Raw genomic sequence first — 25,467 nt, forward strand, 5'->3', positions numbered from 1 at the left:
AATGAAGGGCATTTTTTCGCGGATTTTTGCAATTCTGTCTCTTTCGATTTTGCTTTCCCTGCCAGGATATGCCGAAAACCTTCAGCTCGTCATGCCGAAAATCATTTACATCGGCGACACTGTTGAAATCCGCTACATTTTCCATTCCGAAGCCAAGATTTTTGGCGGTGACTTTGCAGAATCTCCGTCCGCCTTTCTAAACCTCAATACTGACTACGATTTTTTTAAGGCAAATGCGGCCGATTTTGCAGTCACAAAGGCAAGTCTTGAAAAAATCAACGCAGAGTACACCCTGACCATGACGGTAATTCCCTGGAAAACAGGCTACCTGCAGATTCCACCCTTCAACCTCAATTCCCTGGTAAATTCTTCCCTGGACTTTTCAAGGTCGATTGCGGGCTCCCGCTCTTCAATGGCCATTACCTTCACGCCCTTCATAATCAGCCTTTCTCCAATCGAAGTAAAATCCCTGCTGGCAAAAAGCGGAAACAAAAATTTCATGCCCCAGTCGGCACCTCTTGTAATGAGCGGAACAACGGCTTTTCTCGTGATTCTCGCAATCATCTCACTCATAGTATTTTCCGCCCTTCTTTTCATCCTAATGCATATTCCGAAAGTCGCATCTTTCATTAAAAATATCTCTTACCTCTATTCCCTCAAGAAAAATTCGCGCAAAAGCATAAAAAGCCTTATAAAGCTGCAGAAAGAATCCGGCCATATCGCCTCGGACAAGGATTTCGCCGAAAAAATCCAGCATATCATCCGAAATTTCTTAAACAGGCGCTTCGACTGTGATTTTTCTTCGATTTCAACGAGTAAACTTTACGCAGAATTCATCGCGATTTCAGGCGGAAGTCTGGACAGCCATCAGGAAGACACTGTCGAAAAACTGCTGGCAATTTTCAGCAGACTTGAATACATCCGCTTTGCAAGGGAAGGCAAATTCCTTTCAGAAAGCGAAAACGGCGGCACAAGTGAAAGACTGGCGCAAATCCAGAATTCGATTCAGTTAATAGAAGACTTTGACATGGAGGCAGAAGAATGATTCAGTTTGAAAATCCTCAGGGCTTTTTCTTCCTTCTGGCCCTGCCCGCCCTTTACATTCTCCGCCATCTGGGATTTTTCTCACGCATTTCCTTTCCCCTCACGATTTCTGACTGGGGCGGAAAAACTTTCACATACAAAAACACTATCGCCAGGGCCGGTGAATTTTTTGCCCAGGCCTTTGCCGTCCTCGCTTTTATCGCACTGGTAATAGCCCTGGCAAATCCAATCATCCGCCATCAGGAAAAGATTTATACTTCACGGGGAAGCGACATTCTTTTCGTTCTGGACACAAGTCCTTCAATGGCGGCCCGGGATATTTCACTTGCAAACGAGCAGGTCACCCGGCTTGAGGCGGCAAAACTTGGAATCAAAACCCTTACATCAGCAGAAAAAGGAGCCTGCTATGGTCTTGTCGCAATGGCAAGCGAGGCTGCCTGCATCGTTCCGCCGACAAACGACATCGAGCTCTTCTTAAAGCGGCTTGCGGACCTCAACGTGGGCGAATTCGGGGAAGGCTCGGCAATCGGAATCGGACTGAGCACAGCAATCTACCATCTTTCAGGAAGCAATGCCCCCAAAAAATGCATAGTCCTGATTACGGACGGTGAAAACAACGCTGGCTCAATCCACCCGGAAACAGCGGCAAATCTTGCGGCAGAAAACGGAATCACCCTCTACACTTTCGGAATCGGCACAAAAGGCTCGGTTCCAATCGAATATGTTGATCCAAAAAGCGGTAAAATTCGCTCAGGCTTTTACGATTCCAATTTTGACACCGGTCCCCTCGAAGAAATCGCTCAAATTGCGGGCGGCTCATATTTTGGAATAGAATCAACTGCCGTTCTTTCAGATTCGCTCTCGCAGATAGCAAAAAAAGAAGACTCGGCTCAAAGCTTTCATTACAGGTCAAACGACACCAACTGCTACGCAAACTTTCTCCTTCTTTCAGGATTTTTATTCTTCCTGGCCTGGTTCATCAAGAGAATTTTTCTTTCGGAGCTTATATGATTCAGACTCTCGCTTCATTTTCAATCGAAAAGCCGCAGATTCTTCTCTCAGCCCTGGCAATCTTTCCGGCAGCCCTTTTTGTCTTCCTCAAATTCAAAAGGATTCAAAAGGCAATTTCTTCCCAGGCAGAGGGTGACAAATCTGCCCGCCAGCTCAGGATTTTTCTGATTTTACGCACTTTATTTCGTTGTCTTGCATGGATTTCGGCGGTTTTTGCCCTGTCCGAGATTTCTTTCGGCTCCAAAAAGATTCCGGTCCACAAAAGCGGCAGCAATGTATTTTTCGTCTTCGACATTTCCTATTCAATGCTGGCTAATGACGCTCCCCAAAATCTGTCCCGGCTCGATGCGGTAAAAATCTATGCCTCGTCCCTGCTTGACCAGCTTGATTCTTCTTCATTTTCAGCAGTTCTTGCAAAGGGAGACGGTTTTCTTGCAATTCCAGAGACCGAAGACAAGAACGCCATGCTCAATCTGATTGAAAACCTCTCGCCACACCTTATGACTTCAGGCGGCTCTTCTTTGGGAAGGGGAATCGAAGCCGCCCTCTCAGCAATTCCGCCCCATTCAGCCAAGTCCCAGTACCTTTTTGTCTTTACTGATTGCGACGAAACTGACAACCAGCTGGAAAAATCTCTTGAAAAGACGGCAAAATTCGGAGTTCCAGTATCGATTGTGGGCTTTGGCTCGGAAAATGAAATTGAAATCACGGCCGGTGACGGTAAAACTAGAGTAAAGACAGCCCTGCGCGCCGAAAAAATCAAAAAAATCATCGAAGATACAAAGAAAAGCAACTCAACAAGCATTTTCAAAAACTCCAACTGCCTCTACATAGACTCAAAATCAGCTGGTTCGGCCTGGCAGCTTCTAAATCAGGTCAAGGGAAGTTCCGGCGAAGAAGACAGAGCCCTTTCCTACGAAGTCCAGAACGTCAACCGCCACTCTTTCTTCATTTTCTGGGCCATAATTTTCATGATTCTCTCTTTTGTTTCAGCTGAAAGATTTTCCACTCGAAAAATAAAAAAGGGCTCAGGCAAGAAAAAGCTGGCCGCAAGCGCAACTTTATCCCTGATGATTTTCCTCACTTCCTGTTCTTCCGAAAAAAAGCAGATTTTAAGCGGAGTCTGGGCCTGGTACGAAGGAAAATACACTTCGGCTACGGCAAATTTCCTAAAGCTGGCAGAAAAATCCCAGGAAGACTCCCTCGCCCACCAATACGCCGTCTTTGATTTGAGCGCGACCTACCTTTCAATGGGTGAAAATGAGGCGGCTTTTGACAGGCTTGCATCCCTGAATCCAGACGATCAGGCTCTTCCCCAGGAATTCCGGAGCGCGGCCTACTACAACACAGGCATAATTTTTGCCCGCAAGAACGATTACAAAAATGCGGCCGAAAATTTCAAAAAGGCAATTCTTGCTGATTCCAGAAACCTCAACGCCAAAATCAATCTTGAACTGTGCGAGCGGGAACTTGTCCAAAAGCAGGCAAACAGCGCCCAGGCCCAGATGCAGAGCGTCAACGAAGAAAAGCAGCAGAATCCTGACATGAACAACGAGATTTTTGACCTGATCCGCCAGCAGGAAGGAAAAAAATGGCGGAATATGAGCGACAGCAGCGAAAAGAAAGAAGACGTGCTGGATTACTAGAATATCAGCCGATTTTCTTTATCAAGGCTTTTATTTGCCGCATTGTCAGGATTGGTTCGCCTTCAATTTTGGCCGTTGTAAAATAGTCGGTTAAACTTTCGCTCAGATTTTTGACCTTGGAAATATCTTCGACATCGAGGAGCCTTTGGAATGACTGAGCCAGAAAAACTTTTGAGCGATATTCGTTAATTCCCATTCTGTTCGTCTTTTCATAATCTTCTGAAACTTCCTTCCAGCCTGCACCGCAGAGACCTCCCAAAACCGCACTGAAAACACCGGTTCTGTCAGTTCCGATTGCACAATGAATCTGGAACGGAGCCGGATGAGAGTCATCGATGATAAAATTTACTATGCAACGCACCCATTCGCCAAAAAGCGGGTCACGGGGCTTTGCATAAACATATTCGTAACTAGGGACAATTCCAGACGGAGCGGCAACATTGCACACGCATTTTGAATCAATGATTTTCTGATAATAAGGCGGAATTTCAATCTTTGCGCAAGTACCGTCAAGCCAGTGAATTTCCTGTCCTGCAAAAACAGTATAATCATCCGTAAGATTGATGTCAGATTTGATTCCTTCTTCAGAGGCAAGTTTTTGCACAAGCTCAATCCGCGTTTTTTCGGTTTCAAAAATTTCATTGCGATTGCCGGTCGGATAAAAAGGATGGAACGAACGAAAAAGCTTTCTGGTGCCTGGAACAAGCCTGAAATTGGAAATTTCTTCCTGCCCTTCACGCGACTCCAAATCAAAATCAGAAAGTTTTTTAACCCAGCCTGCAATCCGATTCAGTTTTATTGTCTCTTCAAGATTGTCCGCTGAAAGCACGACCATGAGATTTTTATCAAAAGAAGGAAAAAAATAAGGCTCCGGGATAAAATTTTTGCCAGCAAGACTGATGTAACTGCCGTTTATGCAGAATTTGTATTCCGGATGACTGGAATTGCCACATTCCTTGAGAGCTGAAACCGGAACTGCAAGATATTGAAGCGAAAGTTCCGGCGAAAAAGTCATTTTAAAATCAGGATTTTCAACCCAGGAAGTAAAAGAACCGCAAACATAAGCCGAATGAACATCGTCCGACTGCCCCCAAAGCTCATAATCATAAAGGAAAACAACCAGCGAAAGCTCCGAATCCTCAATCATGCACCTTTTACGGTCTTCTTGGGTAATGAAATATTTTTTGCCATTTATACAAAGAAGTTGCTCGTCAGAATTCAATTTTTTCTCCTGATATTTGAAGAAGTTACCATGAAATCCGCTTGTTATCAATATAGCTGTATGATAATCTTTTAAAACCCATATGAAACGTTTTTTGATTTTCCTTACACTGTATCTTTTCTCATTTTCGCTTTTTGCCCTTCCATCTAGAAAGGAACTGAAAGAACTAAAAATCCTTCCCCGCTCTGAAGTTTTTTTTACCCAGACCGAAAACTGCTATGAACTCCAGATTCTGGGAATTGAGCCTGCAAAAGTTCAGCTGGACCTGCCCGACCTGCCGCTGGGAACTAAATTCATTTCATCCAAAAAAGAAGAATTCATCAACGAAAATGGCGAGCGCGGCACCCAGATTTCACTCTGGTTTACCTTTTCAGAATCAGGCAGCACTCATATTCCGCCCCTCATGACAAAAATCAACGGAAGAAGCTATTTTTTTGAATTCGAGCAGACTTACGTTTATGAAAATCCGGCCTTAATCTCACCGGTCGCAGAAGTAATCTTTCAAAATCCCTCAAAACTTGAGAATGACAAAAAAAGCGGTCAGAAAATCCTGAAAGCCCAGACCGGCCAGAAAATCAGCTTTACCGTCATGATAAAATACGCAATCCAGGTCCTCGATTTTAAGTGTCCCACTCCCAAGGACTCGATTTTCACCGAAAGCAACCGCACTGAATTCGCAAAAGGTGCTCAGAAAATAAGTCAGTTCACCACTGAAAGCAAAAAACTTGCTGACTTTGAGTGGCAGATTTTAAGCGAAGGAACTTTCTCCCTTCCGGAAATCACAATCGGGGCTATTTCATACAACGGCGTCAAAAAGCAGATTTTCCTTCCAAAAAACATAGTAATTTCAGTGTCAAAATCTCAAAACAGCGTGACTCACGAAGAAAAGAATAACGAAATTTTCGCATCAGCATTCACAAAGCCCGAAGAAGAATCAGTAAAGGCAAAAGACTCCCTTCCGGCCCGGCAGGAATATCAGAAAATCGCAGAAAAATCCAAGCGGGGCCTCTTCGACAGGCTTTTAGCAAGAAAATTCGCAATCTTTGCAGGCGGCAGGGTCTTTTCCGTTCCAGAAGAAAAAACAAAGGGGCAGAACTTCACCGGCGGACAAAAAGTAAGGCTTACAGAGCAGGCAGGAGCCTGGTCCTTCATAGAGTGTCAGGAATTCTCAGGCTGGACAAAAAATGATAATATATTCGAGATAAAATAACAGAGGCATTCATATGGATTTTGGTGATATTTTAAATCAATGGGACAATAACCAAAAAGAAGAAAAAAAGCGGGCCCGCGAAAAGGCAAAGGTGCCCCAGGTTTCGCATAAAATGGCAAATGCCCCCACTCCGGAAGAAAAGGAAGCGCGAAAAAGGGCAAAACTCGCCGCTCAGGGAAGAATTTACGAAGCCCAGATGGAAGAAGATGCCAAAAAGACAATCAATCCCATGGAATTGTGGCTCAGGCGTTACGGCGTGACTGACAAGGACAAGGCAGCTGATGAATATAACGAGCGCACAAAAATGGAAAGCCGGGAATATCTTCGCACGATGAGGCCGGAAGCAAGAATTGACCTGCACGGACTGACCCGCGAGGAAGCATGGAACAGGCTGACAGGCTTTGTAAACGACTGCATACGCCGGGGACTCAAAAAAATCCTCATCATCCACGGAAAGGGCAATCACTCCAACGGCAGCGATCCTGTACTCGGCCCGATGGTCAAAACATTCATCGAGCAAAACAAAAATCTCGGCACGTCAGGCCACCCGGACCGCTCAATGGGCGGAAACGGCGCAACCTGGGTCATTATAAAGTAGAGTATAGCTCACCGCATGGAGGCGGTGAAAAAAGCAATGGAAAAAAAATACAGGAAGTATTTTATTTTCCATTGTATCTTTTCTAAAATATCATTATTTTAAAAGTATCAAAGGTAAGAGGAATAATATTGGAAGATTTATATCAGGTCCTTGGCATTTCAAAAACAGCTTCTCAGAGCGAAATCAAATCGGCTTACCGCAAGCTGGCCGTCAAATATCATCCAGACAAAAATCCAGGTGATAAGGCGGCAGAAGAAAAATTCAAGCAAATCACAGCCGCTTATGACGTTCTTTCAGATGAGACAAAACGCCGCCAGTACGATTCTTACGGCACATATGCAAGCAGCGACGCCTACGGTTCACAGGGCACCGGCACTTACGGATACGGAAATTACGGCTGGGGTCAAAACGGGAACTGGCAGCAGTGGCACAAGGGTGGCTGGCAGGCAGAAACTCAGGACGATTTTAACGATGCCTTCAACCAGTGGTTTAACTACGCTCGTCAAAATCAGAATGGAGAAAATTCAAACTCGGCCTATACATTCTATACTGGCAAAAGCGAGCCGCAGACAAAAACAGAAAGCCTGCTTTACATTCTGCGGAGCCTTGCGATTCTTTTGATTGGCGTTTGGTCATTCATGAAAATATCATGGTTCTTTATACCATTTGGCCCGATTCTAAGCATTGTGGCAGTTATCCACGGATTTACAGGAATAACACGAGGATTGAGAAAATTACTGCGTTAGGAAAGCGGGTAACGCCAGACGTTTTCGGCGTTACCTTTGAACGCCTGACGTTTTTGGCGTTATCTTAAATCGCTATTATCTTTCGCGGAAGATGATTCGGCCTCGGTTGAGGTCATATGGTGAGAGTGCGACTTTTACGCTGTCACCCGGTACGATTTTGATGTAGTGCTTTCGCATTTTACCAGACAAATGCGCCATAACAACGTGTCCGCCGTTCTTAAGCTCAACGCGGAACTGAGTATTTGGCAATGCTTCTTTTACAATGCCTTCGACTTCGATAGCTTCTTCTTTAGCCACGATTCCTCCAAAAATTTTACTTGTCTTTTCAAGATTTCTCCCTTATTATTATCTAATAACAAAAAAATTGCAACATGGGAGAAAGGGAACATGGAACAAGCATTCATTGACAAAATGCAAAAATTGCTCACGGAGCAAAAAGAACAAATTCTGAAATCATTGGCTGACAAACATTCTGAGTATAAAAAGATGGTTGAAAGCGGAGAGCCTGGAGATGAAGTTGATGTTGCATCAGACGTAATTGACGGAGCACTTCTTGAGTCTCTTGGAGCGCAGGATTCAAACCGCCTCACAATGATTAACAATGCTCTTGAAAGAATCAAGCAGGGCAAATACGGAATCTGTCTCAAGTGCCACAAAGAAATTCCTTTGGAGCGCCTTGAAGCAATTCCATATGCCTTCATGTGTATTTCTTGCCAGAGCGAAAACGAGCGCCGAAACCGTTAGTTTTACAGCCCGCAGAATTTATAGCCGGTTCTATCGATGTCGTAAATGATTTCGGTATAACCGGCTTTTTTTGCAAGTAAGCGGGCCTGGTCAAAGGCGCAGTCCAGGTTTTCCGCAGAGTGAGCGTCAGCCGTGATTGCAATGGGAACGCCGGCCTCGTGAAGTTTTTCCAGGAAATAGAGGCTGGGATAAGGCTTGGTCAGCCACTTGCGACTGATTGCACCGGTGTTGATTTCTGTAGCCCCGCCCCACTTTGCAATTGCCTTTGCCATGTCACAAAGATAGTCCTTGTACCAGCCGGCTTCTTCGTCAAAAAGGGGATATTTTTCGTTGAATTTTCTGACCAAATCAGGGTGACCCAAAAGGTCAAATTTTCCCAGGGCAAGCATTTCTTTTTGAAGGGCAAAATAGTCGCCGATTAAAGCCTTCATGTCGCCGCCATAGAATTTTCTGGCACCTTCCGCCCAGATTTCAGGTGTATTGTCCACGCCAAAAGAACCCGACCTCTGAAAGATATAGTGAAGGGAGCCAATCAGATAATCGGGCTTAAACTGGGCATAATTGTCGTGGTGAGGAAGAGTGACTCCGGGGAAAAAGTCTGCCTCAAATCCCAGCCGGATGGAAATCTGCCCCTCATATTTTTTTTGCAGGCGGTGGATTTCTTCACAATAGGAATTAAAATTTTCCGGCTTCATGTTGCTTTCAGTCCAAAAAGGATACATGCTGTGACTGGTAAAACCCAGGACTTTGATTTCCTTTTGAATGGCAGCAAGAACGTTTTCTTCGGGACTGCTTTTTCCGTCACAGAAGGTCGAATGTGTGTGCAAGTTTGACTTTATGTATTCTTTGCTCATTTTATGCCTCTTCCGCATATTCAATAAAAAGATCGTTTCCGATATTGAGCAGGTTAATCTGCGCAAAGGAAACTGTCTGCATTACGGCCTTCCATTTTTCGATCATGGCCTTTAAGGTGTCGCTTTTGAAAGGCTTTACGAGGATGTCGTTGATTCCACTCCGCTTGTATTCGGCGAAGTCGTTAGAATCATTGTTGGCCGTGCAGGCGATGATGATTTCGTTGTAGTGCATTGCCCTCAGCTCTTTTGTGGCCTCAATTCCGTTCATTTCAGGCATATAGATGTCCATGAAAATCATGCTGATTTCAGGCGTATTCCTGATGATGTCCAGGGCGTCTTCGCCATTTTCCGCAAGATAGACTTCAGCCCCGAATCTCTCCAAAAATGTAGCAAGCAGCTTGCGGTTCATCGGGTGATCTTCTGCGACAAGGATTTTCAAGCCCTCAGCAATCTTTTTGTTTTCGGCCTTTGATGAGGCACTTTTTCCGGCTGAGAGGGATTTTTCTTCTTCGGGTGTGATCGGGACCAGCTCTTCGATAGGCTTGGACTCCAATTTGTTGCCGCTTTTCCCGCTGTTTTCAGATTCATAAAGTTCTTCGGAAAGCAGGGAAATCAGGCCGTCTTTTTTAATCGGCTTGTAAAGGTAGCCCTTGTAGAGATTGAGGAATTTCATCTTGGCATCCTCATGCATCTGTCCTTCAGGAACAAGAAGATAGAGGGATGTCGAGAGGTTTCCGATCTGCTGCAGGTCAAAGGCCAGGTGCCAGCCGTCAAGACCGCCCTTCATAATCATGTCGATAAAGGCAATGCTGAAAGGGTCGCCCTCTTTTTCTGCTTCCGAAAGAATATCAAGGGCCTTGCTTGCGTCGGTGCAGACTTTCGTTTTTTTGAAGCCCAGGTAAAGGAGCTTTTTCAAGAGGCTTTCTGCGGCAATTTCATTGTCATCGACGATAAGGATGCGGAAATTTTCGGTGCTTTGAGAAAACCTGATTTTAGCAGGCTTGGCAAGGGCTACTGAAAGAGGGATTTTGAACCAGAAAACTGAGCCTCCGGTTGGATTTGACTTAACCCCGATTTTGCCGTTCATGAGGTTGACCAGATTGCGGCTGATGGAAAGTCCCAGTCCCGTTCCGCCAAAAAGCCTGTAGGTCGAAAGGTCTGCCTGGAAATATTCGGTAAAAATCTTTTTCTGCTTTTCTTCGGAAATTCCGATTCCTGAATCAGTTACGGTAAAGCAGATTCCGTCGCTGTCATTGTAATCAAGCTCAACGTGAACGTAGCCTTCTTTGGTGAATTTTACGGCGTTGCTGATAAGATTGAGCATAATCTGGCGGACTCGCATTGAGTCACCGGTGACAAGGGCTGGAACGTTCGGAGAAATATCAAGGACAAGCTCCACTCCCCTGTTGAAGGCCTTTACGCTCTCAGAATCGATGAGGTGCTCGGCGACATAAGAAATATCAAATGGGATGTTTTCGATTTTAAATCCGACCTGATTCATTTTAGCCAGATCCAAAATATTGTTGGCAAGGTCAAGAAGTCCTTCGGCACTGAAAAGAATCTGCCTTACATACTCGTTCTGTTCCTTGTCGAGGGCTGTGTTGCGCATGAGCTCTGCGGCACCGATGATAGTCTGAATCGGAGTGCGTATTTCGTGCAGGGCATTTGCGAAAAAGCGGGTTGTATTGTCAATATCAGAAGACTGCCCGGCCTTATTGTTTTCTTGCATTTATGATTTCCAAAACTTTCTGAACAATCACTTGCGCTGGCTGAGGATTAATCAAATAGCTTCCCGCACCAAGTTTGAGGGCCTGCATAATGACTTCTTTTTGAATGACGTTTGAATAGACGATAACCGGCAAATCTATGTGTTTTTCAACAAGGAAGCGCAGGATATCGAGACCGGTTATTTCCGGCATGACCATGCCCGTGATTGCAAAATCAAAGCTGCCCGGCTGAACACTTGAGACAAATTCTTTTGGAGTCATGAATACCGTTACTTCGGCGATTGTTTCAAGAACCGATTTGAGGTATTTTACGACTGACATATCAGAATCGATGACCGCAATCTTTAAGAGGCCTTCGGAAGTTTCTGGGCTTCCATAGGCTGTGTGAGTGTCTGAATAGAAGCGGACCGCATCTGCATTCTTTCCGTTGCCGTCTGAAAGGGCCAGGATTTTATCTGAAATGAGGTTTTCGATTGAATCGGCGGTTGTATCAACCAGGGATGCCATGACGTCTGAAAGGTTCTGAACGACTTTAATTCCATCGTAAATCGGATGACCTTCGATAAAATCAGAAACGAAAGTGTCGAAAGAAAGGATTTTGATGTTTCGCCGCAAAATCCTTCGGTCGGCGGTGATGTTTTCAAGAAGAAGCTCAAGGTTGAGGCCGTCAACATAGCTGAGGCTGAGGTCCGACATCATGAGGATGAGCTTTGGAAGAAGAAGATTGTTACTCTCGATGATTTCCGCAAGCTTGTACTTTAAAAGAGTGATTTTCTCACGGTTGAGGCCCTTTGCAATCTCGATGAAAATGATGTCCTTGTTGAGGTGCATGTCGAGAACACAGGGCGTGGTGTCAACGGAAAATGAAGTATGAAGAACGCGGCCGACAGAATCAAAGAAAAGGTCGTAGCGGATCGGGCGGGTAAAGTATTTGATTACGCCGTACTGAACCAGGTCAGAAACTTCATCGTGGTCGATTACAGGACCTGACATGATGACCGGAATTTTCTTGCCGTTAGGATCAGACTGTTTTTTATCCAAAAAATCGAGTATGTCAGAAACTGAATGCTCTACATTGATTATAACAAGGTCTGGGAGTACTGATAAAAATTTAGGGAGAGCATCCCGCTGGCCATCGGCAATTTCGACAATTACATTTTCTGCTGTAAGCTTTTCTGTCAAAAATTCGCGCATCATGGGCGGGGCATCAATAACCAAAACACTCTTCATAAGAAAATAATACAATAACATTAAGGACTTTTCAATTAAAAATCAACAAAAATTAAAATATGTGGTATACTGTAGTCTAAAGAGGTTTTTATGGCACAAGTTGCAGTTTTTTTAGCCCCGGGATTCGAAGAAATTGAGGCCCTCACGGTCGTTGATTATCTTCGCAGGGCAAATGTAAACGTAATAACAGTATCTGTTCCGGCTGCTGATTCAAAAGAAGAACTGGAATCGATCACAGGAAGTCACAAAATCACTGTGATTGCAGACACAAAACTTTCAGAATTTATCGAAAAGATGGAGGGTAACGAACCGGACGCCATCTATCTTCCAGGCGGAATGCCGGGAGCCAGCAATCTTGCGGCAAACCAATATCTTTTCCAGTTGATTACAAAAATGGACAGGGGAGGCAAACTCGTTGCGGCCATGTGCGCAAGTCCTGCCGTAGTTCTTGCCCGCACAGGAATTCTTTCAAGCCGCAAGTGGACCTGCTATCCAGGCATGAACAATAATCTTGCTGAATACTGCGGAAGCGTTGACTGGGCAAAGGAAGTCATGGAAAATTCCAAGCACATTGAAGACGTGCCTTTCGTGCTCGACAACAATGTCCTTACAGGAAGGGGCCCCGGAACAGCCGAGCAGTTTGCAATGAAGTTTGTTGAATTACTGGCAGGCGCAGAAACAGCAGTCCATATTCACGACGGAAGCTGCCAGAGATAGCAATTTCACACACAAAAAAACGGTCTTCCATCGGGAACCCAAAATCAAACATCGCAGTGAGCAAAGCTCAGGCGAGTTTGTTTTGGAACCCCGATTCCGACCGTTTTTTTGTGTGCATTCACTAGCTACATCCAAGTTATTCTGCAAGAAAATCTGATTATTTAAGAATAACTTCGTCTGCCTTTTCGTTTTCTTCAGCACTGTTTGTCTGAACAGAAAGCTGATCAGAAAGCTTCTGGCGGACCATTTCCTTCAATGCCTTTTCTTCTGTTGATGTTTCATCAATGTTAGACATTGCAGTTTTGAGCTGGCTTTCGAAGAGAGCCTTGTCGATTGTCCATACGGCATAGTATGAATATTTTGAATCAAACTGCTCTTTGCCAGATTCTTTGTGAGAAAGAGTCCAGAACTGAGCTGTTTTTTCAAGACCGCTGAAGCGGACGCTTGTGAGTGATGTGCGGTACATCTTCAAAGTCTGCTCAGTTTTTGTTGGATCAACTGTATTCTGACCTTCTTTTGCGCCCTTGCCGTTCATTTCTGCTTCGACAGCCTTTGCTGCTACACGTGAAAGTGTGCTGGCAACTTCCGTTTCAACGTCAACGAGATCTGTCCACTGGCGGACGAAATCAAGGTTATCACCATAGCCGATTGTAACAAATGTCTTTTTGCCTTTGATGTCCGGCATAACTCGAGAAAGAGCAGCCTCACCATAATTACCATTTGCAAGCTCGACAACCCACTGAGGGATTTCTCCACCAAGCTCAGAACCCTGCCATTCATCAAGAACAGTTTTAGCAGTCTTAACTTTAGGAGCATCTGCCTTAATGCCAGAACCTTCTACAGTTTTAGTTGTTCCACAAGATGCAAAGAAAACAGCAGAAAGTGCTGCTGCTGCAATAAGTATTTTTTTCATTTTAATCTCCTATTAAAATAATTTGTAACTTATATATAGAATCTTTTTAAACTTATGTCAAGGAAAGAGGCAGATAACAGGAGTCTCCCTTAATAAAAAAAAGGCAGCCAAAAAGGCTGCCCGTTTTGCTCTAGTTGATTAAACTAGGGACGAACGATGATGGAAGCGAGGTCTGGATGCTTCTCCAAATCTTTCTTCAAGCCCTCTTCGCGTGCCTTGTTGCGGTATGCCGGGTCCTGGAAAGAATATGTGAAGTTTGTGTGAACGTCGTATGTGCCGTTCATGATTGCATAAGCATCCTCAGTCATTACGAGCTCTTCGTCTGTCGGGATAACGAAAACTTTGACCTTTGAGTCGTCTGCTGAGATGCAAGTCTCGGCATTGCCTGTATTTGCAAGAGCGTTCTTTTTTGGGTCGATTTTAACGCCGAGCCATTCGAGGCCTTCGAGAGCCTTAGCGCGGATTGTAGCTGAGTGCTCGCCAACGCCTGCTGTGTAAACGATTGCGTCAACCGGACCGATTGCAGCCATGTAAGCACCAAAGTATTTCTTGAGGCGGTAGCATTCCATGTCAACTGCGAGCTGGCAGTCTTTGTCGCCTTTTGCAGCGTTTTCTTCAACGTCGCGGCGGTCTGTGTATTTGCCTGTGATTCCGAGAAGACCAGATTTTTTGTTCATTGCTGTGTCCATCTCGTCAGCGCTCATGCCTGTCTGGCGCATGATGTAGAATGGAAGAGCACAGTCCATGTCGCCTGAGCGTGTACCCATTACGAGACCTTCGAGTGGAGTGATACCCATTGAAGTGTCGTAGCAGCAGCCGTTTTTAACAGCACACATTGAAGCACCATTGCCGACGTGAGCGATGATGACGTTTGTGTCTTTTGGAGCCTTGTGGAGAAGGACAGAAGCACGTTTTGCTGTATAAAGGAAAGAAGTTCCGTGGAAACCGTAGCGGCGTGCTGCGTATTTCTCGTACCACTCTTTTGGAATTGCATAGCGGAAGCTTGATTCTGGCATTGTCTGGTGCCATGCTGTATCCATAACTGCAACGTGAGGAACGTTTGGAAGAACCTTCTGAGCAGCTTCGATACCCATGATGTTAGCAGGCATGTGCAAAGGTCCGAGACCGATAACTGAACGGAATGTGTCCAAAACCTCTGGAGTTACTTTTACAGACTTAGTGAATTTGTCTCCGCCATGGAGAACGCGGTGACCGACAGCGCCGATTACGCTCATGTCAGAAATAACGCCATGATCTTTGTCTGTGATTGCGTTCAAAATCAATTCGATTGCTTCTTTGTGAGTTGGACAAGGGCTCTCGAGAACGAATTTGTCCTTTCCCTTTGGTTTGTGTGTGATTACAGAACCGTCCTGTGTAACGCGCTCAACAACACCAGTTGCCAAAACGTCTTTGTTGTCCCAGTCGTAAACCTGGTATTTTGCAGAAGATGAACCGCAGTTCAAAGTAAGAATTACCATAACTTTCCTCTATAAATAATAAAATTTTACGCTAATTATTATAAAATTTTCAGCCAAACTGTGCAATCAATTCTTCATGATTATGACAACCTGTTTTTGCACAAATCCTAGAAAGAAAGATTTCAACCCTTGCAACCGGGACTTTCATTTCTTCGGCAATACGATTGAGCTCAAAGCGCTCGATGACTTTATTCAGGACAAACTGCTCGCCCTTTGTAAGTGACTGAAAAAGATTCTTGAAAGTGTGCAGGGGCTCAACAAGACTTGACTGAATGTGACTTCCGCCGGCAGAAACTTCCTTGATGGCATCGACGAGTTCGCTTTCCGGGCTTGATTTTGAGACAAAGCCATTTCCCCCGTTTTCAAGAACGAGACTTACGATTCCGGGATTTGAATACATTGAATAAACGACGACACCGATTGAAGGAAAGTGCTTTTTTACTTCGCGAAGGACGTCAATTCCAGAATCTTCACCCAAAAACAAATCAAGAACGAGGACCTTTGGCAGAGACCCCTTCATGTCAAGCTCAGTAAGTTTTTCGAAAGCCTCTTCCTCACTCATCGCAAAGCCCTCGCAGCTCAGGTCGGTATTGTTTTGAAGGAGCTCACGGATTCCGAGGTTAGTGAGACTATGATCCTCAATTACGAAAAAAGAATGTTTCATGTTTTTCCCTATAACTTTTATAAGTTTTTAAATTTTATCACGCCTTCTCCGACCGACGGTGACATTTTTAATTTGACAAGTTTGATTTGAGAACCAGCCCCGATTTCTGAGCTGATTTCAAGTTTTGCGTTTATGAGTTCCGCACGCTGAGTCATTCCGAGCAGACCGAAGTGACTGTTGCCGGAAGAATAGTTTCTCCGCGTATCAAAGCCGATTCCGTCATCAGTGATGAAAATATAAAGTCCTTTTTCTTCGTCTCCGATTTCATTGCGGAGAAGAACCGTGACTTCCTCGGCCCTGGCATGCTTCAAAATATTGTTCAGCGATTCCTGCACTATCCTGTAGATATTGAAATTTTCTTCTTTTGAAAGAAAACTTGTGTCAGTTTTGCCAGGAGTAACCATTCGGAATTCAACCTGCGACTGTTCGGTAAAATTCTGGCAGAGGTTCATGATGTTCGCAGACAAATCATTTTTGGTTACGTCAGGTGGAGACAGATTATAGCTCATTGAACGGACTTCGTGTACTGATTTATCCAAAAGTTTTGAAAGATTTTCACGCAGGTCGTTATCATCGATTTTTTCGACAAGACTACGGCAATAACGCAGGTCCTGGGCGACCGTATCGTGTAATTCCCTTGCAACCCTGGATCTCTCCTCTTCCTGACCGCGAATTATGTAACGCAAATAAGTGCCCGAAGAACGGAGCTTTTTTTGAGACTTGAGGTATCTGATTAAAAGTCCTACGCCGCCAAGAACAATCACAAAGAATACAATGTCGAAGATGATGAAAAAAACTGTATAACTGTGAATTATTCCGTAAAGGCGCTGAAGTTCTGCAGAATCCGCCACGCTACCACCTTTCTTTGCCTAAAAAACGAACCATCAGCTTGTAAACCCCGAATCCCAGGAAAGTCGTGATGAGCCTGTCCATGATTGATACAGGGATTTGGGCAAGAATACAGGCCGCAAAAAGTGAAAAATGCTGGTTCACAAAGGAATCCGTAAAATTCTTAATCGGAGCAATCCTGTCCGGAAGGTCAACAAGCGAAAAGCGGACATAATCCACGACACCGCTGCTGATGATTGATGCAAAAGACGAAAGCATGGCGATAAGGACAAGATAGAGAATTGTAATGACAGGGCTGATACGGAATTCTTCCTTGCGGCGGGCAAAAAGCCAGGTGACAAGGGTGATTAAAATTCCGCAAACCGCAAAAAGAATCGCAAAAGGGTCAAAGGCATAGCCGCGGATTTCAAAAGTAAGAACGGAGATGATGTTATAGCCGATTGCAGCGACAAGCCCCGGAAGAAGCCCGCAGTAAAATGTAATGGCAACGGTAAAAACAGTGTCCATAAAAAGAGGGATATGAAGTACGTCACAGAAGACATAAGCAAAGAGAAAATTGAGTGCAATTGCTGCCATACAAAGCAAAAAAGTACTCATATTTTTTTTCATCAGTAAAAAAATCTCCAAAAACTCTAGTGATTATAGCATGATTAAGGAGAAATGTCTCCATTTTTCTTGTACAAAGCCCTTTCTTTCTATATATTAGTAGTCACGGCAGCTATCTTCGTTGAGGAAACTGACCGTGAACATCCATGTGACAGATCACTTATTTTTAGACTTGACCAGAAGGCAGGTACTATGACCAAACTTTCTCCAGCCGATTTCCCAAAGCGGAAGTCAGAAAAATCAATTATTTCTATGGTTACATGCTATGACTACACAATGGCATGCCTTATCAATCAGTCAAACGTAGACTGTGTTCTCGTAGGTGACAGCCTTGCAAACGTAATGCACGGCGAAGAAACAACAATTCCAGCAACAGTTGACTTAATGGCCCTTCACACTAGAGCCGTTCACCGCGGACTCCCGGACAAATTCCTCGTTTCAGACATGCCTTTTTTGAGCACAAGACTTGGAATCGAGCGGGGAACAGAAGCCGCAGGCAAGCTGATTGCAGCAGGAGCCGACTCAGTCAAAATCGAAGGTGCGGACGGAAACCTTGAGCTGATTTCACACCTCGTAGAGTCAGGAATCCCGGTAATGGGTCATCTTGGACTTACACCCCAGTTTTATCACGCAATGGGCGGCTACAAGGTTCAGGGACGCACAGAAGAAGCGAAGGAAAAGCTTGTAAAGGATGCAATCGCACTTGAAAAGGCAGGATGTTTTGCCCTTGTCGCTGAATGTATTCCGGCAAATGTTGCAGAAGAAATGAGCAAGGCAGTTTCGATTCCTGTAATCGGAATCGGTGGCGGAGCAAACGTTGACGGACAGGTTCTCGTCCTCCACGACATGCTGGGATTCTCAAAATTCAAGCCGAAGTTCGTCCGCCATTTTATCGAAGGAGCAGAACTTGTAACAAAGGCATTGAATGAATACGACGAGGGATGCAAAAACAAGACATTCCCGTCAGCAGAGGAGACATTTACAAAATGAAAATCATAAAGACAGTAGAAGATTTTAAAAAGATTCGCTCAGAACTGGGCGAGAAAAGTCTTGGTTTCGTTCCTACAATGGGCGGACTTCACAACGGACACCTTTCCTTGATTAAGCGCGCTATTTCTGAAAATGACGTCAGTGCCGTAAGCGTTTACCTGAACCCGACTCAGTTCAACGACAAAAAAGACCTGGAAACTTATCCTGCAAACTTCGCAGATGACTGTGCCCTGCTCGAAAAAGCCGGCGTAGACTATCTTTTTGCCCCGACTTATCCTGTAATGTACCCGGATGACTACAAATACATGCTCACAGAAAAAGATTTCAGCCACGAGCTGTGCGGAGCAAAACGCCCGGGACACTTTGACGGCGTACTCACAGTTGTAATGAAGCTTTTCAACATCGTCCGCCCGACAAGAGCCTACTTCGGCGAAAAGGACTATCAGCAGTACAAGCTCTTGGACGGCATGGTAAAGGCCTTCTTCCTTGACGTTCAGCTCGTTCCATGCCCAATCGTCCGCGAAGAAAACGGTCTTGCAATCTCAAGCCGAAACCGCAAACTGAGCGCAGAGGGCCTGGCAAAGGCACCAAAGTTCCACGAGATTCTCGCATCAGGCGGATCCGAAGCCGAAATCGCCGAAAAACTCGAAAAAGCCGGCTTCAAAGTAGACTACGTAACAATCAAAGACAAGCGTCTGTACGCCGCAGTTTTCTTGGAAGACGTCCGTCTTATCGACAACGTAGAAAGGTGATTGATTTTAATAATCACAGCTAATGCAAAAAACGGTGCGAAGGAGCGAAACGGCTTACGAAAACACTCTGTTTGTGCTGCCGCGTAAGCGGCAAACGTATATAGTTACAAGCACAAACAGCGTGTAGCAGGCTAGCCTGCGGTTTCGATAAGCCGTTTTCACGACTGGGAGCCGTTTTTTGAAGGAGACGAATTTATGAAAGACAAGCATATTTTACTGCACGTTACCGGCTCAATTTCCTGCTACAAGGCCTGCGAACTCACAAGCCTGCTCGTAAAGGCCGGCGCCGAAGTCCAGGTAACCATGAGCGAGGGAGCATTGAAGTTCCTGCAGCCAGCGGTTTTTGAAGGCTTAAGCCGCAGGGAAGCACTTACGCCTGACATGTTCGTCCGTAAGCCTGACTGCATTCCTCACATCACGCTTGCTCAAAAATGGGCTGACCTGATTATCGTTTATCCGGCTTCGGCAAACTGCATTGCCCGTCTCGCATCCGGCTTGAGTGACGACCTTTTCGGGGCGACATTTTTGGCAAACAACTTTGAAAAGCCGGTGCTTCTGGCTCCTGCAATGAACTCAAACATGTTCGCCCACCCATCCGTTCAGGAAGGCCTCAAGAAGCTTGAAAGCTGGGGATGCAAAATCCTCCCGACTGAGGAAGGTCGTCTTGCCTGCGGCTCGGTTGGTCTGGGTAAACTTATTGCCCCGGAAAAGGCATTTGACTTTATAAAAGAAGCTTTATGAAAATTTTAATAACAGGCGGCGGATGTAAGGAATACATTGACTCGGTTCGTGTTGTGACAAACTCTTCCACAGGACGCACAAGTGCCGTTCTCGCGGATGAACTCAGCGCAAAAGGCTTTGAAGTCACGCTGATTACAGCAAAAATCGCGATAAAGCCGAATTCTTCTTCTATTAAATTGCGTTTTTTTGAAACCGGAGAAGAACTTGCATCTGCAATAAAAGACGAGCTTACTTCCTTTAAATACGATGCCGTGATTCATGCGGCGGCGGTGAGCGACTTTGTGCCAGAAAATATTCTGATTGCAGGTCAGACGATAAAGGCCGGGAAGAATGCCAGAAAGCTTCCTTCCGGCGGCGAAATGACCGTAACCTTTAAGGCCAGCCCGAAAATCGCTGACAGCCTGCACGAGTGGGCAGCCCTTGGCGGTGGCGAAAAGGCAAAAGTCGTCTGCTTTAAGCTTTTGAACAACGCAGATGAAGCGGCAATGGGAAAAGCCGTTACAAGCCTCTTCGGACACAGCAAGGCAGATTTTGTCGTCTACAACGATTTGAGCCAGATTACGAGCGACAGCCATCCCTTCGTAATTCTGAACGCAGCTGGTGAAGTCTGTGGAGAAGGAAAGACGAACGAAGCTCTGGCAGAGAAAATTGAGCAGGCGTTGCGGGCGGCGTTTGAGCCCGCAGAAGGGGTAGCGACCAACGAAGTGGGCGCGTAGGGGGAGACTTCCCCCTTTGGAGAAAAAAAATGATTTTAACACTTGATATCGGGAACACTCAGCTTTCGGGCGGAGTTTTTAAGGACGACAAGATTACGCTGACTTTCCGCTGTGCTACGACCCACGGGACTTCCAGCGACGAACTGGGAATTTTTCTGCGGTCGGTGCTGCGTGAAAACGGAATCGACTCAAAGATGATTTCGGACATTGCGGTCTGCTCGGTCGTGCCTTCGCTTAACTATGCGGTCACAAGTGCCTGCCTGAAATATTTTGGAATCGAGCCTCTGATGATTCGCTCTGGAATCAAAACCGGACTCAGGCTTCGCTATTCAAATCCGCGGGAAATCGGTGCGGACAGAATCGCGGCTGCAATCGGAGCAAGCGCGCTCAAACTGGAAAACCACCTGATTGTCGTTGACATGGGAACTGCGACAACGGTCGATGTAATCACAAAGGACTGCGAATACTGGGGCGGTGCGATTCTGCCTGGCATCAACATGATGATGCACGCCCTTTCTTCGGGAACGGCTCAGCTTCCAAGCGTTGAAATCGTCGAGCCTGAAAAAGCCTGCGGAACTTCAACTGTAACTGCGATTCAGTCGGGCCTTTACTACGGCACGCTGGGCTCAATCCGGGAACTAATTACCCGCTTTACAAAGGAAGTTTTCAAGGGAGAAAAGCCAATCATAATCGCGACCGGTGGCTTTTCAAACCTCTTCCGCGAGAGTGGGCTTTTCGACAGGATTGAAAGCCAGCTCGTTCTGGACGGCTTGCGTATCGCACTTGAACTGAACAAATAGGAGATTTTTATGAATATCGAAGTTTTGAAATCTAAACTGCACCGTGCTACTGTAACTCAGACTATTCTGGACTATGAGGGTTCCATTTCGATTGACACGGAGCTTGTTAAAAAGGCCGGAATGCATCTTTGGGAAAAGGTCGAGATTTTCAACATCAACAACGGTGCCCGCCTTGCAACTTACATCATTCCGGGAAAAAAGGGCGAATTCTGCCTTAACGGAGCGGCTGCCCGCCTTGCCCAGCCGGGAGACAAAATCATCGTCGTAAGCTACACATGGATTGACGAAAAGGACGCCGACTCATGGCAGCCGAAGATTGTCCTTCTGAACGACGACAATTCCGTCAAGGAAATCAAGGGCTAGGCCTGATTCTGAGGCGCTAGAACTTCACTACTTTTGGGGCAGCTGCGAAACTGTAAATCGTTGCAGTTGCATCCTTAAAGTAAAGGACTTCGGTGTTGTCATCATCAGCCGAATACATTTTTTTCAAATCCGGGTAGTGCTCAAGCATGTCAGCTTTTGCCTCACGCCTGTCATCGCGGACAAGTTCGCCTGCAAGACGAAGCCACTGGCCGCTTGAGCCGTCAAAACAGCAGAGCTCAACCTTTGGATTTTTCTGAATCTGCTTTGAAACTGACTTGCTTTTTCCAGTCTGAATGTAAAGTTTTCCTTCAAAAATATTTACGGTGCCGAAAGGTCTGTTTCTCGGCTGACCGTCTTCAACTGTTGCAAGATAATATGTTCCGCACTTTTTGATAAAATCGTAGATTTCGTTCATGTTCACCTCTTACCCACCAAGTTAGTAGATTTATTTAAGAAGCATTGTAGCACAGTCATTTTAAAAGTCAAATTCCAGCTGGGCGGAAGCAGGTTCAGGAAATTCTTCCATCCACCTAAAAACGTTCTCCACGCCAAGCATGATTTTGTTTTTGCGGCAGAGATTTGAAAGATAGGTCATAAGCTCGTTATTGCGTGGGCTTGAAATCATGTAGCTGTTTCCGAAAGTTCTGATGTAACGTTCTTTAAGATTTGCAAACTGGCTGTGTTGCAAAGCAAGCCTGTCCAGCGCAGAGTAAAAATACTCGCGGTTTCCTTCGCGCAGGGTAAGTCCGATTCCAAAGCAGATGATTGCATGAACTTTGGCACGCACGCAGTAATCGATAATTCCGTCGATGTTTTCTTTTGTGTCGTTTATAAAGGGAAGGAGCGGAGTAAACCAGACAACGGTCGGAATGCCCTCGTCGCGACAGGCGCACAAAGTTTCAAAACGGCGGCTTGTCGGGCAGACACCAGGCTCAATCTTTTTGCAAAGAGAATCATCAGCTGTTGTAAGGGTCATCTGAACGACGGCCTTGGACTTTCTGTTTATGCGAGAAAGAAGGTCTAAGTCGCGCAAAACTAAATCTGATTTGGTCAGCACCGCAGCCCCGAAATTGTATTTATCGATGACTTCAAGACAGCGACGGGTGAGGCGAAGTTCTTTTTCCTGCGGGATGTAGGGGTCGCACATGGAGCCGGTTCCAATCATGCAGGGCCTGCGCTTTTTGCGAAGGGCTTCTTCTAAAAGTTCAGGCGCATTCTGCTTTACTTCGATGTCTTCAAATTCATGCGTAAACTGATAGCACTTGCTCCGTGAATCACAGTAAATGCAGCCGTGAGAGCATCCGCGGTAGATGTTAATTCCATGCCTGTTCAGAATCGTTTTGGCATTTACAAAGTGCACGGCCTTCTCCTATTTGCAGTTTTTCTTGTGAGCCTTGATTTTTTTGAGTGCCCAGTCGTAGTGACTTGAAGTATTGCTGATGAAAAATGAGCCCAAAGCAGCGTTTCCAACCCAGACAAAATATTTTTTCGTGAAAAGCTCCTCGTCGGAAAATTTTTCGATAAGCTGCATGACTTTTCTGTGACTTTCAGCAAGCTTTTTGAGGGCGTCCTCCTCGGTCACAGCCTGATTCCGCTTCCAGAAGGTCATGTTCATGGCTCCGTAAGTCTTCCATGAATATTCCGGCGGCAGGAAAGCGATGCTGCTTTTTTTATCCTGGCTCTGTTCGTTATTGCTGACAAATTTTATCATGAGTTCGTGCCATTCATAAAGATGAATAATCAGGTCGCGCACGTTTTTGTCCCGGCTCCAGTGGGCTTCCTTTTTGCCCGCGTCCGCAGAAAAATCAAAGGGGGTCGCCTTTTCCTTTTCACTCATGGCGGAAACCGCGTCCAGAAGTTTTGCGTAGTTTTCATTTGCAGCTTGTAAAAGTTCTTCTTTGTTTTTTGGTCTTGGCATGTTCTCTTCTCCTTATAAATATTGATTTATTATATCCTGAAATTCCGAAAGAAGTTCCCTTTTGTAAACTTTTTCCCTGGTTGAAGTGCGGACTTTCTTCCATAAAATTGACGCAAGTTTCAGTTTGTTATGAAACGATGAAGTCGCTTGGTCGGCGCAAAAATCATGAAGGAACTTGTTCCACTGAAGCGAAACCTTGTCGTATTTTGCATAAGTTTTTCTGCCGTAAAAAATGTCCAGCAAATCGCCCAGAGTAAAAGAGAGGTCGTCCTCTTCCTTTGCTTTTTTGACGCTTGCAACCATGTCCGCATTGAATTTGAACTTTTCGATTCCGGTCTGCTGTGAGAAGAATTCCCTGAAGCGCTGACTGAAAGTGAAGTCACATTCAATGATTCCTGTTTTAAGCGAAAGCGGGCTGTCGATTTTATGCCGGGTCCTCGCCTTTCCCGCTCCAGTTTTTTCTTTGGGAAGAATCTTCCTTCCCTTAAAGAATTCTTCAATATTGTGATTCAAATCCGCCTTCATGCCCGAAGAATCAATTCCAAGCGACTTGCAGATTTTCTGAAGTTCCTCGCGGTACCAGTAATATTTTGAGAATTCTTCAAAAGACTTTATCAAAATGAAGTCAGGGCGTTTTTCCATATTCACAATCCCTTCTACATTCTGTGAGCCGTGATTATCGTGTAGCTGTATGCGTTGACCGTGATTTTCATTCCGTCGACTTCGCAATACCAGTTTTTTCCCTGGCGGTAAATCTTGCATTCAGCAGTCGAGATTTTCTTTTTGCAGAAATCCACCACATCAGATACGCCGGAATCCAGCCGGAGATTTTTCCGAATCCGATCGACTCCCATTTCCGTCGTGTGTATTTTTTCGAGATTGTTCAATAAATCGCAATTTGATTTTTCTGTCTGATTCATGCCTATATTATACATGACAAAATATGACAACAGCGTGTCATATTTAAATTTCATTTGTAGAGTTTAATCACGCCCTCAGCCAGAGAAATCACCCTATCCCTCACCTCCTTTGGAGAAATGATTTTCATGTCAGGGCCAAAGGCTAGAAGCATTTCATAAATCCAGCCGACATCTGGAACGGTAAAAGATGCCATAACGCTCCCGTCATCCAGGGGAATAACTTGCGAGCAGATAAAGGTATCTAAAAGATACGAGATTTTTGATGGGGCAACCTTAGCCTCGATTTTCAGAAGCGGGAGCTTTTGCTTTTGATATGAAGTTTTCTCAGTTTCAGTTTTTCCTGCAAGTCTTTTTGTAATGTCCGCATTCCGCCCGGTCAGCTGAACCTTACGCATCCGGGTAAGCTTAAAAAATCTTTCTGAATTCCGTGCCGTGCACCAGCCTTGAAGGTACCAGGCCTGTCCCTTGTAAACGAGTTTCCAGGGATGAACAGTACGGTTTTCAATTTTTCCGTCGCCTGAATAATAGTCAAAGGTAATCTGCTTCCGCTTTAAAATTCCCTCACGCAGAGTCCCGAAAATCTGGCTTACCTCGCTTCCTTCAGAACTCCAGGGGTCAAAATCAACTTCAATCCAGTCCGAATCCGACTTTGAAAGCCCGGAAATCTTTTCCAGAGCCTTTACGCCTGAATTTGCGACCGCCGCATTTGAAGTCAGAGCATTCAGGGCCTTAACGCTTGAAAGTATCGCAAGCTTTTCTTCTTCCGAAAGCACGGTCTTGTCCAGGGCATATTTTTCAGAAATTGCAATTCCGCCGCCCCGCCCCTTGAGCGAATAAAGAGGCACACCGGAAAGTGACAGGGCTTCCATCCAGCGGTAAACCGTGCGGGTGGAAACGCCAAAGCGCTCAGCCATTTCCTTTGCTGTCACCTGTTTTTTATCGATGAGGACGTAGACGAATTCGAAAAGCTGGTCAATCTGCATGGCTAAATTATAGCACGAAATATGA

The 25,467-nt window shown here is 45.3% G+C and carries 29 protein-coding genes and 1 pseudogene; 14 read left to right on the forward strand and 16 right to left on the reverse strand.

Features of this window, described 5'->3' with window-relative positions; genetic code table 11:
- Window position 1: 1 nt before the first annotated feature.
- Genes HNP76_RS12970 through HNP76_RS12980 form a run of 3 tightly spaced genes read left to right on the forward strand, consistent with a single transcriptional unit; the run spans window position 2 to window position 3,701 of the window.
- Window positions 2–1,045 carry a hypothetical protein gene (locus tag HNP76_RS12970; RefSeq protein WP_184661231.1) on the forward strand — a complete coding sequence of 348 codons (1,044 nt, stop codon included), beginning with the start codon at window positions 2–4 and terminating at the stop codon, window positions 1,043–1,045.
- A complete protein-coding gene (locus HNP76_RS12975; protein WP_184661233.1) occupies window positions 1,042–2,055 on the forward strand; it encodes a VWA domain-containing protein in 1,014 nt (337 codons plus the stop codon). Before HNP76_RS12970 ends, HNP76_RS12975 begins: the two co-directional genes overlap by 4 nt.
- Entirely contained in the window at window positions 2,052–3,701 is a 1,650-nt protein-coding gene (locus tag HNP76_RS12980) for a VWA domain-containing protein (RefSeq protein WP_184661235.1), read from the forward strand. Before HNP76_RS12975 ends, HNP76_RS12980 begins: the two co-directional genes overlap by 4 nt.
- A 4-nt stretch (window positions 3,702–3,705) precedes the next feature.
- On the opposite strand, the gene HNP76_RS12985 is transcribed toward HNP76_RS12980, so the two are convergent.
- Window positions 3,706–4,923: a tyrosine-protein phosphatase gene (locus HNP76_RS12985; protein ID WP_184661237.1), complete on the reverse strand. Its 1,218-nt coding sequence runs from the start codon at window positions 4,921–4,923 to the stop codon at window positions 3,706–3,708.
- Window positions 4,924–5,005: 82 nt separating this feature from the next.
- On the opposite strand from HNP76_RS12985, the gene HNP76_RS12990 reads away from it, so the two are divergent.
- From HNP76_RS12990 to HNP76_RS14405, 3 genes and pseudogenes are all read left to right on the forward strand, one after another.
- The gene (locus HNP76_RS12990) at window positions 5,006–6,133 is read left to right on the forward strand and encodes a hypothetical protein (RefSeq protein ID WP_184661239.1); all 1,128 of its coding nucleotides are present in this window, start codon (window positions 5,006–5,008) and stop codon (window positions 6,131–6,133) included.
- A 13-nt stretch (window positions 6,134–6,146) separates the two neighbouring features.
- Window positions 6,147–6,731: a Smr/MutS family protein gene (locus HNP76_RS12995; protein WP_184661241.1), complete on the forward strand. Its 585-nt coding sequence runs from the start codon at window positions 6,147–6,149 to the stop codon at window positions 6,729–6,731.
- 122 nt (window positions 6,732–6,853) lie between these two features.
- A pseudogene (locus HNP76_RS14405) lies at window positions 6,854–7,111 on the forward strand (DnaJ domain-containing protein); the annotation flags it as partial.
- A gap of 441 nt (window positions 7,112–7,552) precedes the next feature.
- Here the strand turns inward: HNP76_RS14405 and infA are convergent.
- Entirely contained in the window at window positions 7,553–7,774 is a 222-nt protein-coding gene (gene infA / locus HNP76_RS13005) for a translation initiation factor IF-1 (RefSeq protein WP_184661244.1), read from the reverse strand.
- Between the two features lie 90 nt (window positions 7,775–7,864).
- Between infA and HNP76_RS13010 the strand changes: the two genes are divergently transcribed.
- Window positions 7,865–8,221 (forward strand): TraR/DksA family transcriptional regulator, encoded by a 357-nt coding sequence (locus tag HNP76_RS13010; protein ID WP_184661246.1) that lies wholly within the window; start codon window positions 7,865–7,867, stop codon window positions 8,219–8,221.
- A 2-nt stretch (window positions 8,222–8,223) separates the two neighbouring features.
- Here HNP76_RS13010 and HNP76_RS13015 read toward each other — a convergent pair whose 3' ends face one another.
- From HNP76_RS13015 to HNP76_RS13025, 3 genes are read right to left on the reverse strand one after another with little or no spacing between them, the layout of a single operon-like run.
- Window positions 8,224–9,075, reverse strand: a complete 852-nt coding sequence (locus tag HNP76_RS13015; protein WP_184661248.1) for a histidinol-phosphatase — start codon at window positions 9,073–9,075, stop codon at window positions 8,224–8,226.
- A gap of 1 nt (window position 9,076) precedes the next feature.
- Window positions 9,077–10,804 carry a response regulator gene (locus HNP76_RS13020; RefSeq protein WP_184661250.1) on the reverse strand — a complete coding sequence of 576 codons (1,728 nt, stop codon included), beginning with the start codon at window positions 10,802–10,804 and terminating at the stop codon, window positions 9,077–9,079.
- Entirely contained in the window at window positions 10,788–12,032 is a 1,245-nt protein-coding gene (locus tag HNP76_RS13025) for a response regulator (RefSeq protein ID WP_184661252.1), read from the reverse strand. Before HNP76_RS13025 ends, HNP76_RS13020 begins: the two co-directional genes overlap by 17 nt.
- A gap of 90 nt (window positions 12,033–12,122) precedes the next feature.
- On the opposite strand from HNP76_RS13025, the gene HNP76_RS13030 reads away from it, so the two are divergent.
- Complete coding sequence (locus tag HNP76_RS13030; protein ID WP_184661254.1) at window positions 12,123–12,749, forward strand: DJ-1 family glyoxalase III; 627 nt, start codon at window positions 12,123–12,125, stop codon at window positions 12,747–12,749.
- Between the two features lie 157 nt (window positions 12,750–12,906).
- On the opposite strand, the gene HNP76_RS13035 is transcribed toward HNP76_RS13030, so the two are convergent.
- The 5 genes from HNP76_RS13035 to HNP76_RS13055 form a co-directional block, all read right to left on the reverse strand.
- Window positions 12,907–13,662, reverse strand: coding sequence for a hypothetical protein (locus HNP76_RS13035; protein WP_184661256.1), 756 nt, complete (start codon window positions 13,660–13,662; stop codon window positions 12,907–12,909).
- A gap of 143 nt (window positions 13,663–13,805) precedes the next feature.
- Window positions 13,806–15,140: an acetate kinase gene (locus HNP76_RS13040; RefSeq protein ID WP_184661258.1), complete on the reverse strand. Its 1,335-nt coding sequence runs from the start codon at window positions 15,138–15,140 to the stop codon at window positions 13,806–13,808.
- 49 nt (window positions 15,141–15,189) lie between these two features.
- Complete coding sequence (locus HNP76_RS13045) at window positions 15,190–15,804, reverse strand: response regulator transcription factor (RefSeq protein WP_184661260.1); 615 nt, start codon at window positions 15,802–15,804, stop codon at window positions 15,190–15,192.
- A 17-nt stretch (window positions 15,805–15,821) separates the two neighbouring features.
- Window positions 15,822–16,655, reverse strand: a complete 834-nt coding sequence (locus tag HNP76_RS13050) for a sensor histidine kinase (RefSeq protein ID WP_184661262.1) — start codon at window positions 16,653–16,655, stop codon at window positions 15,822–15,824.
- Window position 16,656: 1 nt separating this feature from the next.
- Window positions 16,657–17,229, reverse strand: a complete 573-nt coding sequence (locus HNP76_RS13055; protein ID WP_246462704.1) for a hypothetical protein — start codon at window positions 17,227–17,229, stop codon at window positions 16,657–16,659.
- A gap of 84 nt (window positions 17,230–17,313) precedes the next feature.
- Between HNP76_RS13055 and panB the strand changes: the two genes are divergently transcribed.
- The 6 genes from panB to panD all read left to right on the forward strand — a co-directional run bounded on the left by panB (window position 17,314) and on the right by panD (window position 21,621).
- The gene (gene panB, locus HNP76_RS13060; protein WP_246462702.1) at window positions 17,314–18,249 is read left to right on the forward strand and encodes a 3-methyl-2-oxobutanoate hydroxymethyltransferase; all 936 of its coding nucleotides are present in this window, start codon (window positions 17,314–17,316) and stop codon (window positions 18,247–18,249) included.
- A complete protein-coding gene (panC, locus tag HNP76_RS13065) occupies window positions 18,246–19,001 on the forward strand; it encodes a pantoate--beta-alanine ligase (RefSeq protein ID WP_184661266.1) in 756 nt (251 codons plus the stop codon). The genes panB and panC overlap by 4 nt, the downstream gene beginning before the upstream one ends.
- 195 nt (window positions 19,002–19,196) lie before the next feature.
- Window positions 19,197–19,742 (forward strand): flavoprotein, encoded by a 546-nt coding sequence (locus HNP76_RS13070; protein ID WP_184661268.1) that lies wholly within the window; start codon window positions 19,197–19,199, stop codon window positions 19,740–19,742.
- Complete coding sequence (locus tag HNP76_RS13075; protein ID WP_184661269.1) at window positions 19,739–20,458, forward strand: phosphopantothenoylcysteine decarboxylase domain-containing protein; 720 nt, start codon at window positions 19,739–19,741, stop codon at window positions 20,456–20,458. The genes HNP76_RS13070 and HNP76_RS13075 overlap by 4 nt, the downstream gene beginning before the upstream one ends.
- A gap of 29 nt (window positions 20,459–20,487) precedes the next feature.
- Window positions 20,488–21,258, forward strand: coding sequence for a type III pantothenate kinase (locus HNP76_RS13080; protein ID WP_184661271.1), 771 nt, complete (start codon window positions 20,488–20,490; stop codon window positions 21,256–21,258).
- A gap of 9 nt (window positions 21,259–21,267) precedes the next feature.
- On the forward strand, window positions 21,268–21,621 hold the full coding sequence (gene panD, locus HNP76_RS13085) for an aspartate 1-decarboxylase (protein WP_184661273.1): 354 nt from the start codon (window positions 21,268–21,270) through the stop codon (window positions 21,619–21,621).
- Between the two features lie 16 nt (window positions 21,622–21,637).
- Here the strand turns inward: panD and HNP76_RS13090 are convergent, their stop codons facing one another.
- Genes HNP76_RS13090 through HNP76_RS13115 form a run of 6 tightly spaced genes read right to left on the reverse strand, consistent with a single transcriptional unit; the run spans window position 21,638 to window position 25,442 of the window.
- The gene (locus tag HNP76_RS13090; RefSeq protein WP_184661275.1) at window positions 21,638–22,036 is read right to left on the reverse strand and encodes a pyridoxamine 5'-phosphate oxidase family protein; all 399 of its coding nucleotides are present in this window, start codon (window positions 22,034–22,036) and stop codon (window positions 21,638–21,640) included.
- 60 nt (window positions 22,037–22,096) lie between these two features.
- Entirely contained in the window at window positions 22,097–22,981 is an 885-nt protein-coding gene (locus HNP76_RS13095; protein ID WP_184661277.1) for an SPL family radical SAM protein, read from the reverse strand.
- Window positions 22,982–22,990: 9 nt separating this feature from the next.
- A complete protein-coding gene (locus tag HNP76_RS13100) occupies window positions 22,991–23,539 on the reverse strand; it encodes a ClbS/DfsB family four-helix bundle protein (protein ID WP_184661279.1) in 549 nt (182 codons plus the stop codon).
- 12 nt (window positions 23,540–23,551) lie between these two features.
- Window positions 23,552–24,181, reverse strand: coding sequence for an SAP domain-containing protein (locus tag HNP76_RS13105; RefSeq protein WP_184661281.1), 630 nt, complete (start codon window positions 24,179–24,181; stop codon window positions 23,552–23,554).
- Window positions 24,182–24,195: 14 nt separating this feature from the next.
- Window positions 24,196–24,459 carry a DUF3781 domain-containing protein gene (locus HNP76_RS13110; protein WP_184661283.1) on the reverse strand — a complete coding sequence of 88 codons (264 nt, stop codon included), beginning with the start codon at window positions 24,457–24,459 and terminating at the stop codon, window positions 24,196–24,198.
- Window positions 24,460–24,509: 50 nt separating this feature from the next.
- The gene (locus tag HNP76_RS13115; protein WP_184661285.1) at window positions 24,510–25,442 is read right to left on the reverse strand and encodes a helix-turn-helix transcriptional regulator; all 933 of its coding nucleotides are present in this window, start codon (window positions 25,440–25,442) and stop codon (window positions 24,510–24,512) included.
- Window positions 25,443–25,467: the final 25 nt, after the last annotated feature.

The sequence above is a fragment of the Treponema ruminis genome, assembly GCF_014201975.1.
Taxonomy (GTDB): domain Bacteria; phylum Spirochaetota; class Spirochaetia; order Treponematales; family Treponemataceae; genus Treponema_D; species Treponema_D ruminis.

Bases quoted from the DNA above. Each gene is read 5' to 3' on its own strand.
- HNP76_RS12970 (WP_184661231.1), top strand. From the start codon at position 2: ATGAAGGGCATTTTTTCGCGGATTTTTGCAATTCTGTCTCTTTCGATT.
- HNP76_RS12975 (WP_184661233.1), top strand. From the start codon at position 1,042: ATGATTCAGTTTGAAAATCCTCAGGGCTTTTTCTTCCTTCTGGCCCTG.
- HNP76_RS12980 (WP_184661235.1), top strand. From the start codon at position 2,052: ATGATTCAGACTCTCGCTTCATTTTCAATCGAAAAGCCGCAGATTCTT.
- HNP76_RS12990 (WP_184661239.1), top strand. From the start codon at position 5,006: ATGAAACGTTTTTTGATTTTCCTTACACTGTATCTTTTCTCATTTTCG.
- HNP76_RS12995 (WP_184661241.1), top strand. From the start codon at position 6,147: ATGGATTTTGGTGATATTTTAAATCAATGGGACAATAACCAAAAAGAA.
- HNP76_RS13010 (WP_184661246.1), top strand. From the start codon at position 7,865: ATGGAACAAGCATTCATTGACAAAATGCAAAAATTGCTCACGGAGCAA.
- HNP76_RS13015 (WP_184661248.1), bottom strand. From the start codon at position 9,075: ATGAGCAAAGAATACATAAAGTCAAACTTGCACACACATTCGACCTTC.
- HNP76_RS13020 (WP_184661250.1), bottom strand. From the start codon at position 10,804: ATGCAAGAAAACAATAAGGCCGGGCAGTCTTCTGATATTGACAATACA.
- HNP76_RS13025 (WP_184661252.1), bottom strand. From the start codon at position 12,032: ATGAAGAGTGTTTTGGTTATTGATGCCCCGCCCATGATGCGCGAATTT.
- HNP76_RS13030 (WP_184661254.1), top strand. From the start codon at position 12,123: ATGGCACAAGTTGCAGTTTTTTTAGCCCCGGGATTCGAAGAAATTGAG.
- HNP76_RS13035 (WP_184661256.1), bottom strand. From the start codon at position 13,662: ATGAAAAAAATACTTATTGCAGCAGCAGCACTTTCTGCTGTTTTCTTT.
- HNP76_RS13040 (WP_184661258.1), bottom strand. From the start codon at position 15,140: ATGGTAATTCTTACTTTGAACTGCGGTTCATCTTCTGCAAAATACCAG.
- HNP76_RS13045 (WP_184661260.1), bottom strand. From the start codon at position 15,804: ATGAAACATTCTTTTTTCGTAATTGAGGATCATAGTCTCACTAACCTC.
- HNP76_RS13055 (WP_246462704.1), bottom strand. From the start codon at position 17,229: ATGGCAGCAATTGCACTCAATTTTCTCTTTGCTTATGTCTTCTGTGAC.
- panB (WP_246462702.1), top strand. From the start codon at position 17,314: ATGTCTCCATTTTTCTTGTACAAAGCCCTTTCTTTCTATATATTAGTA.
- panC (WP_184661266.1), top strand. From the start codon at position 18,246: ATGAAAATCATAAAGACAGTAGAAGATTTTAAAAAGATTCGCTCAGAA.
- HNP76_RS13070 (WP_184661268.1), top strand. From the start codon at position 19,197: ATGAAAGACAAGCATATTTTACTGCACGTTACCGGCTCAATTTCCTGC.
- HNP76_RS13075 (WP_184661269.1), top strand. From the start codon at position 19,739: ATGAAAATTTTAATAACAGGCGGCGGATGTAAGGAATACATTGACTCG.
- HNP76_RS13080 (WP_184661271.1), top strand. From the start codon at position 20,488: ATGATTTTAACACTTGATATCGGGAACACTCAGCTTTCGGGCGGAGTT.
- panD (WP_184661273.1), top strand. From the start codon at position 21,268: ATGAATATCGAAGTTTTGAAATCTAAACTGCACCGTGCTACTGTAACT.
- HNP76_RS13090 (WP_184661275.1), bottom strand. From the start codon at position 22,036: ATGAACGAAATCTACGATTTTATCAAAAAGTGCGGAACATATTATCTT.
- HNP76_RS13100 (WP_184661279.1), bottom strand. From the start codon at position 23,539: ATGCCAAGACCAAAAAACAAAGAAGAACTTTTACAAGCTGCAAATGAA.
- HNP76_RS13105 (WP_184661281.1), bottom strand. From the start codon at position 24,181: ATGGAAAAACGCCCTGACTTCATTTTGATAAAGTCTTTTGAAGAATTC.
- HNP76_RS13110 (WP_184661283.1), bottom strand. From the start codon at position 24,459: ATGAATCAGACAGAAAAATCAAATTGCGATTTATTGAACAATCTCGAA.
- HNP76_RS13115 (WP_184661285.1), bottom strand. From the start codon at position 25,442: ATGCAGATTGACCAGCTTTTCGAATTCGTCTACGTCCTCATCGATAAA.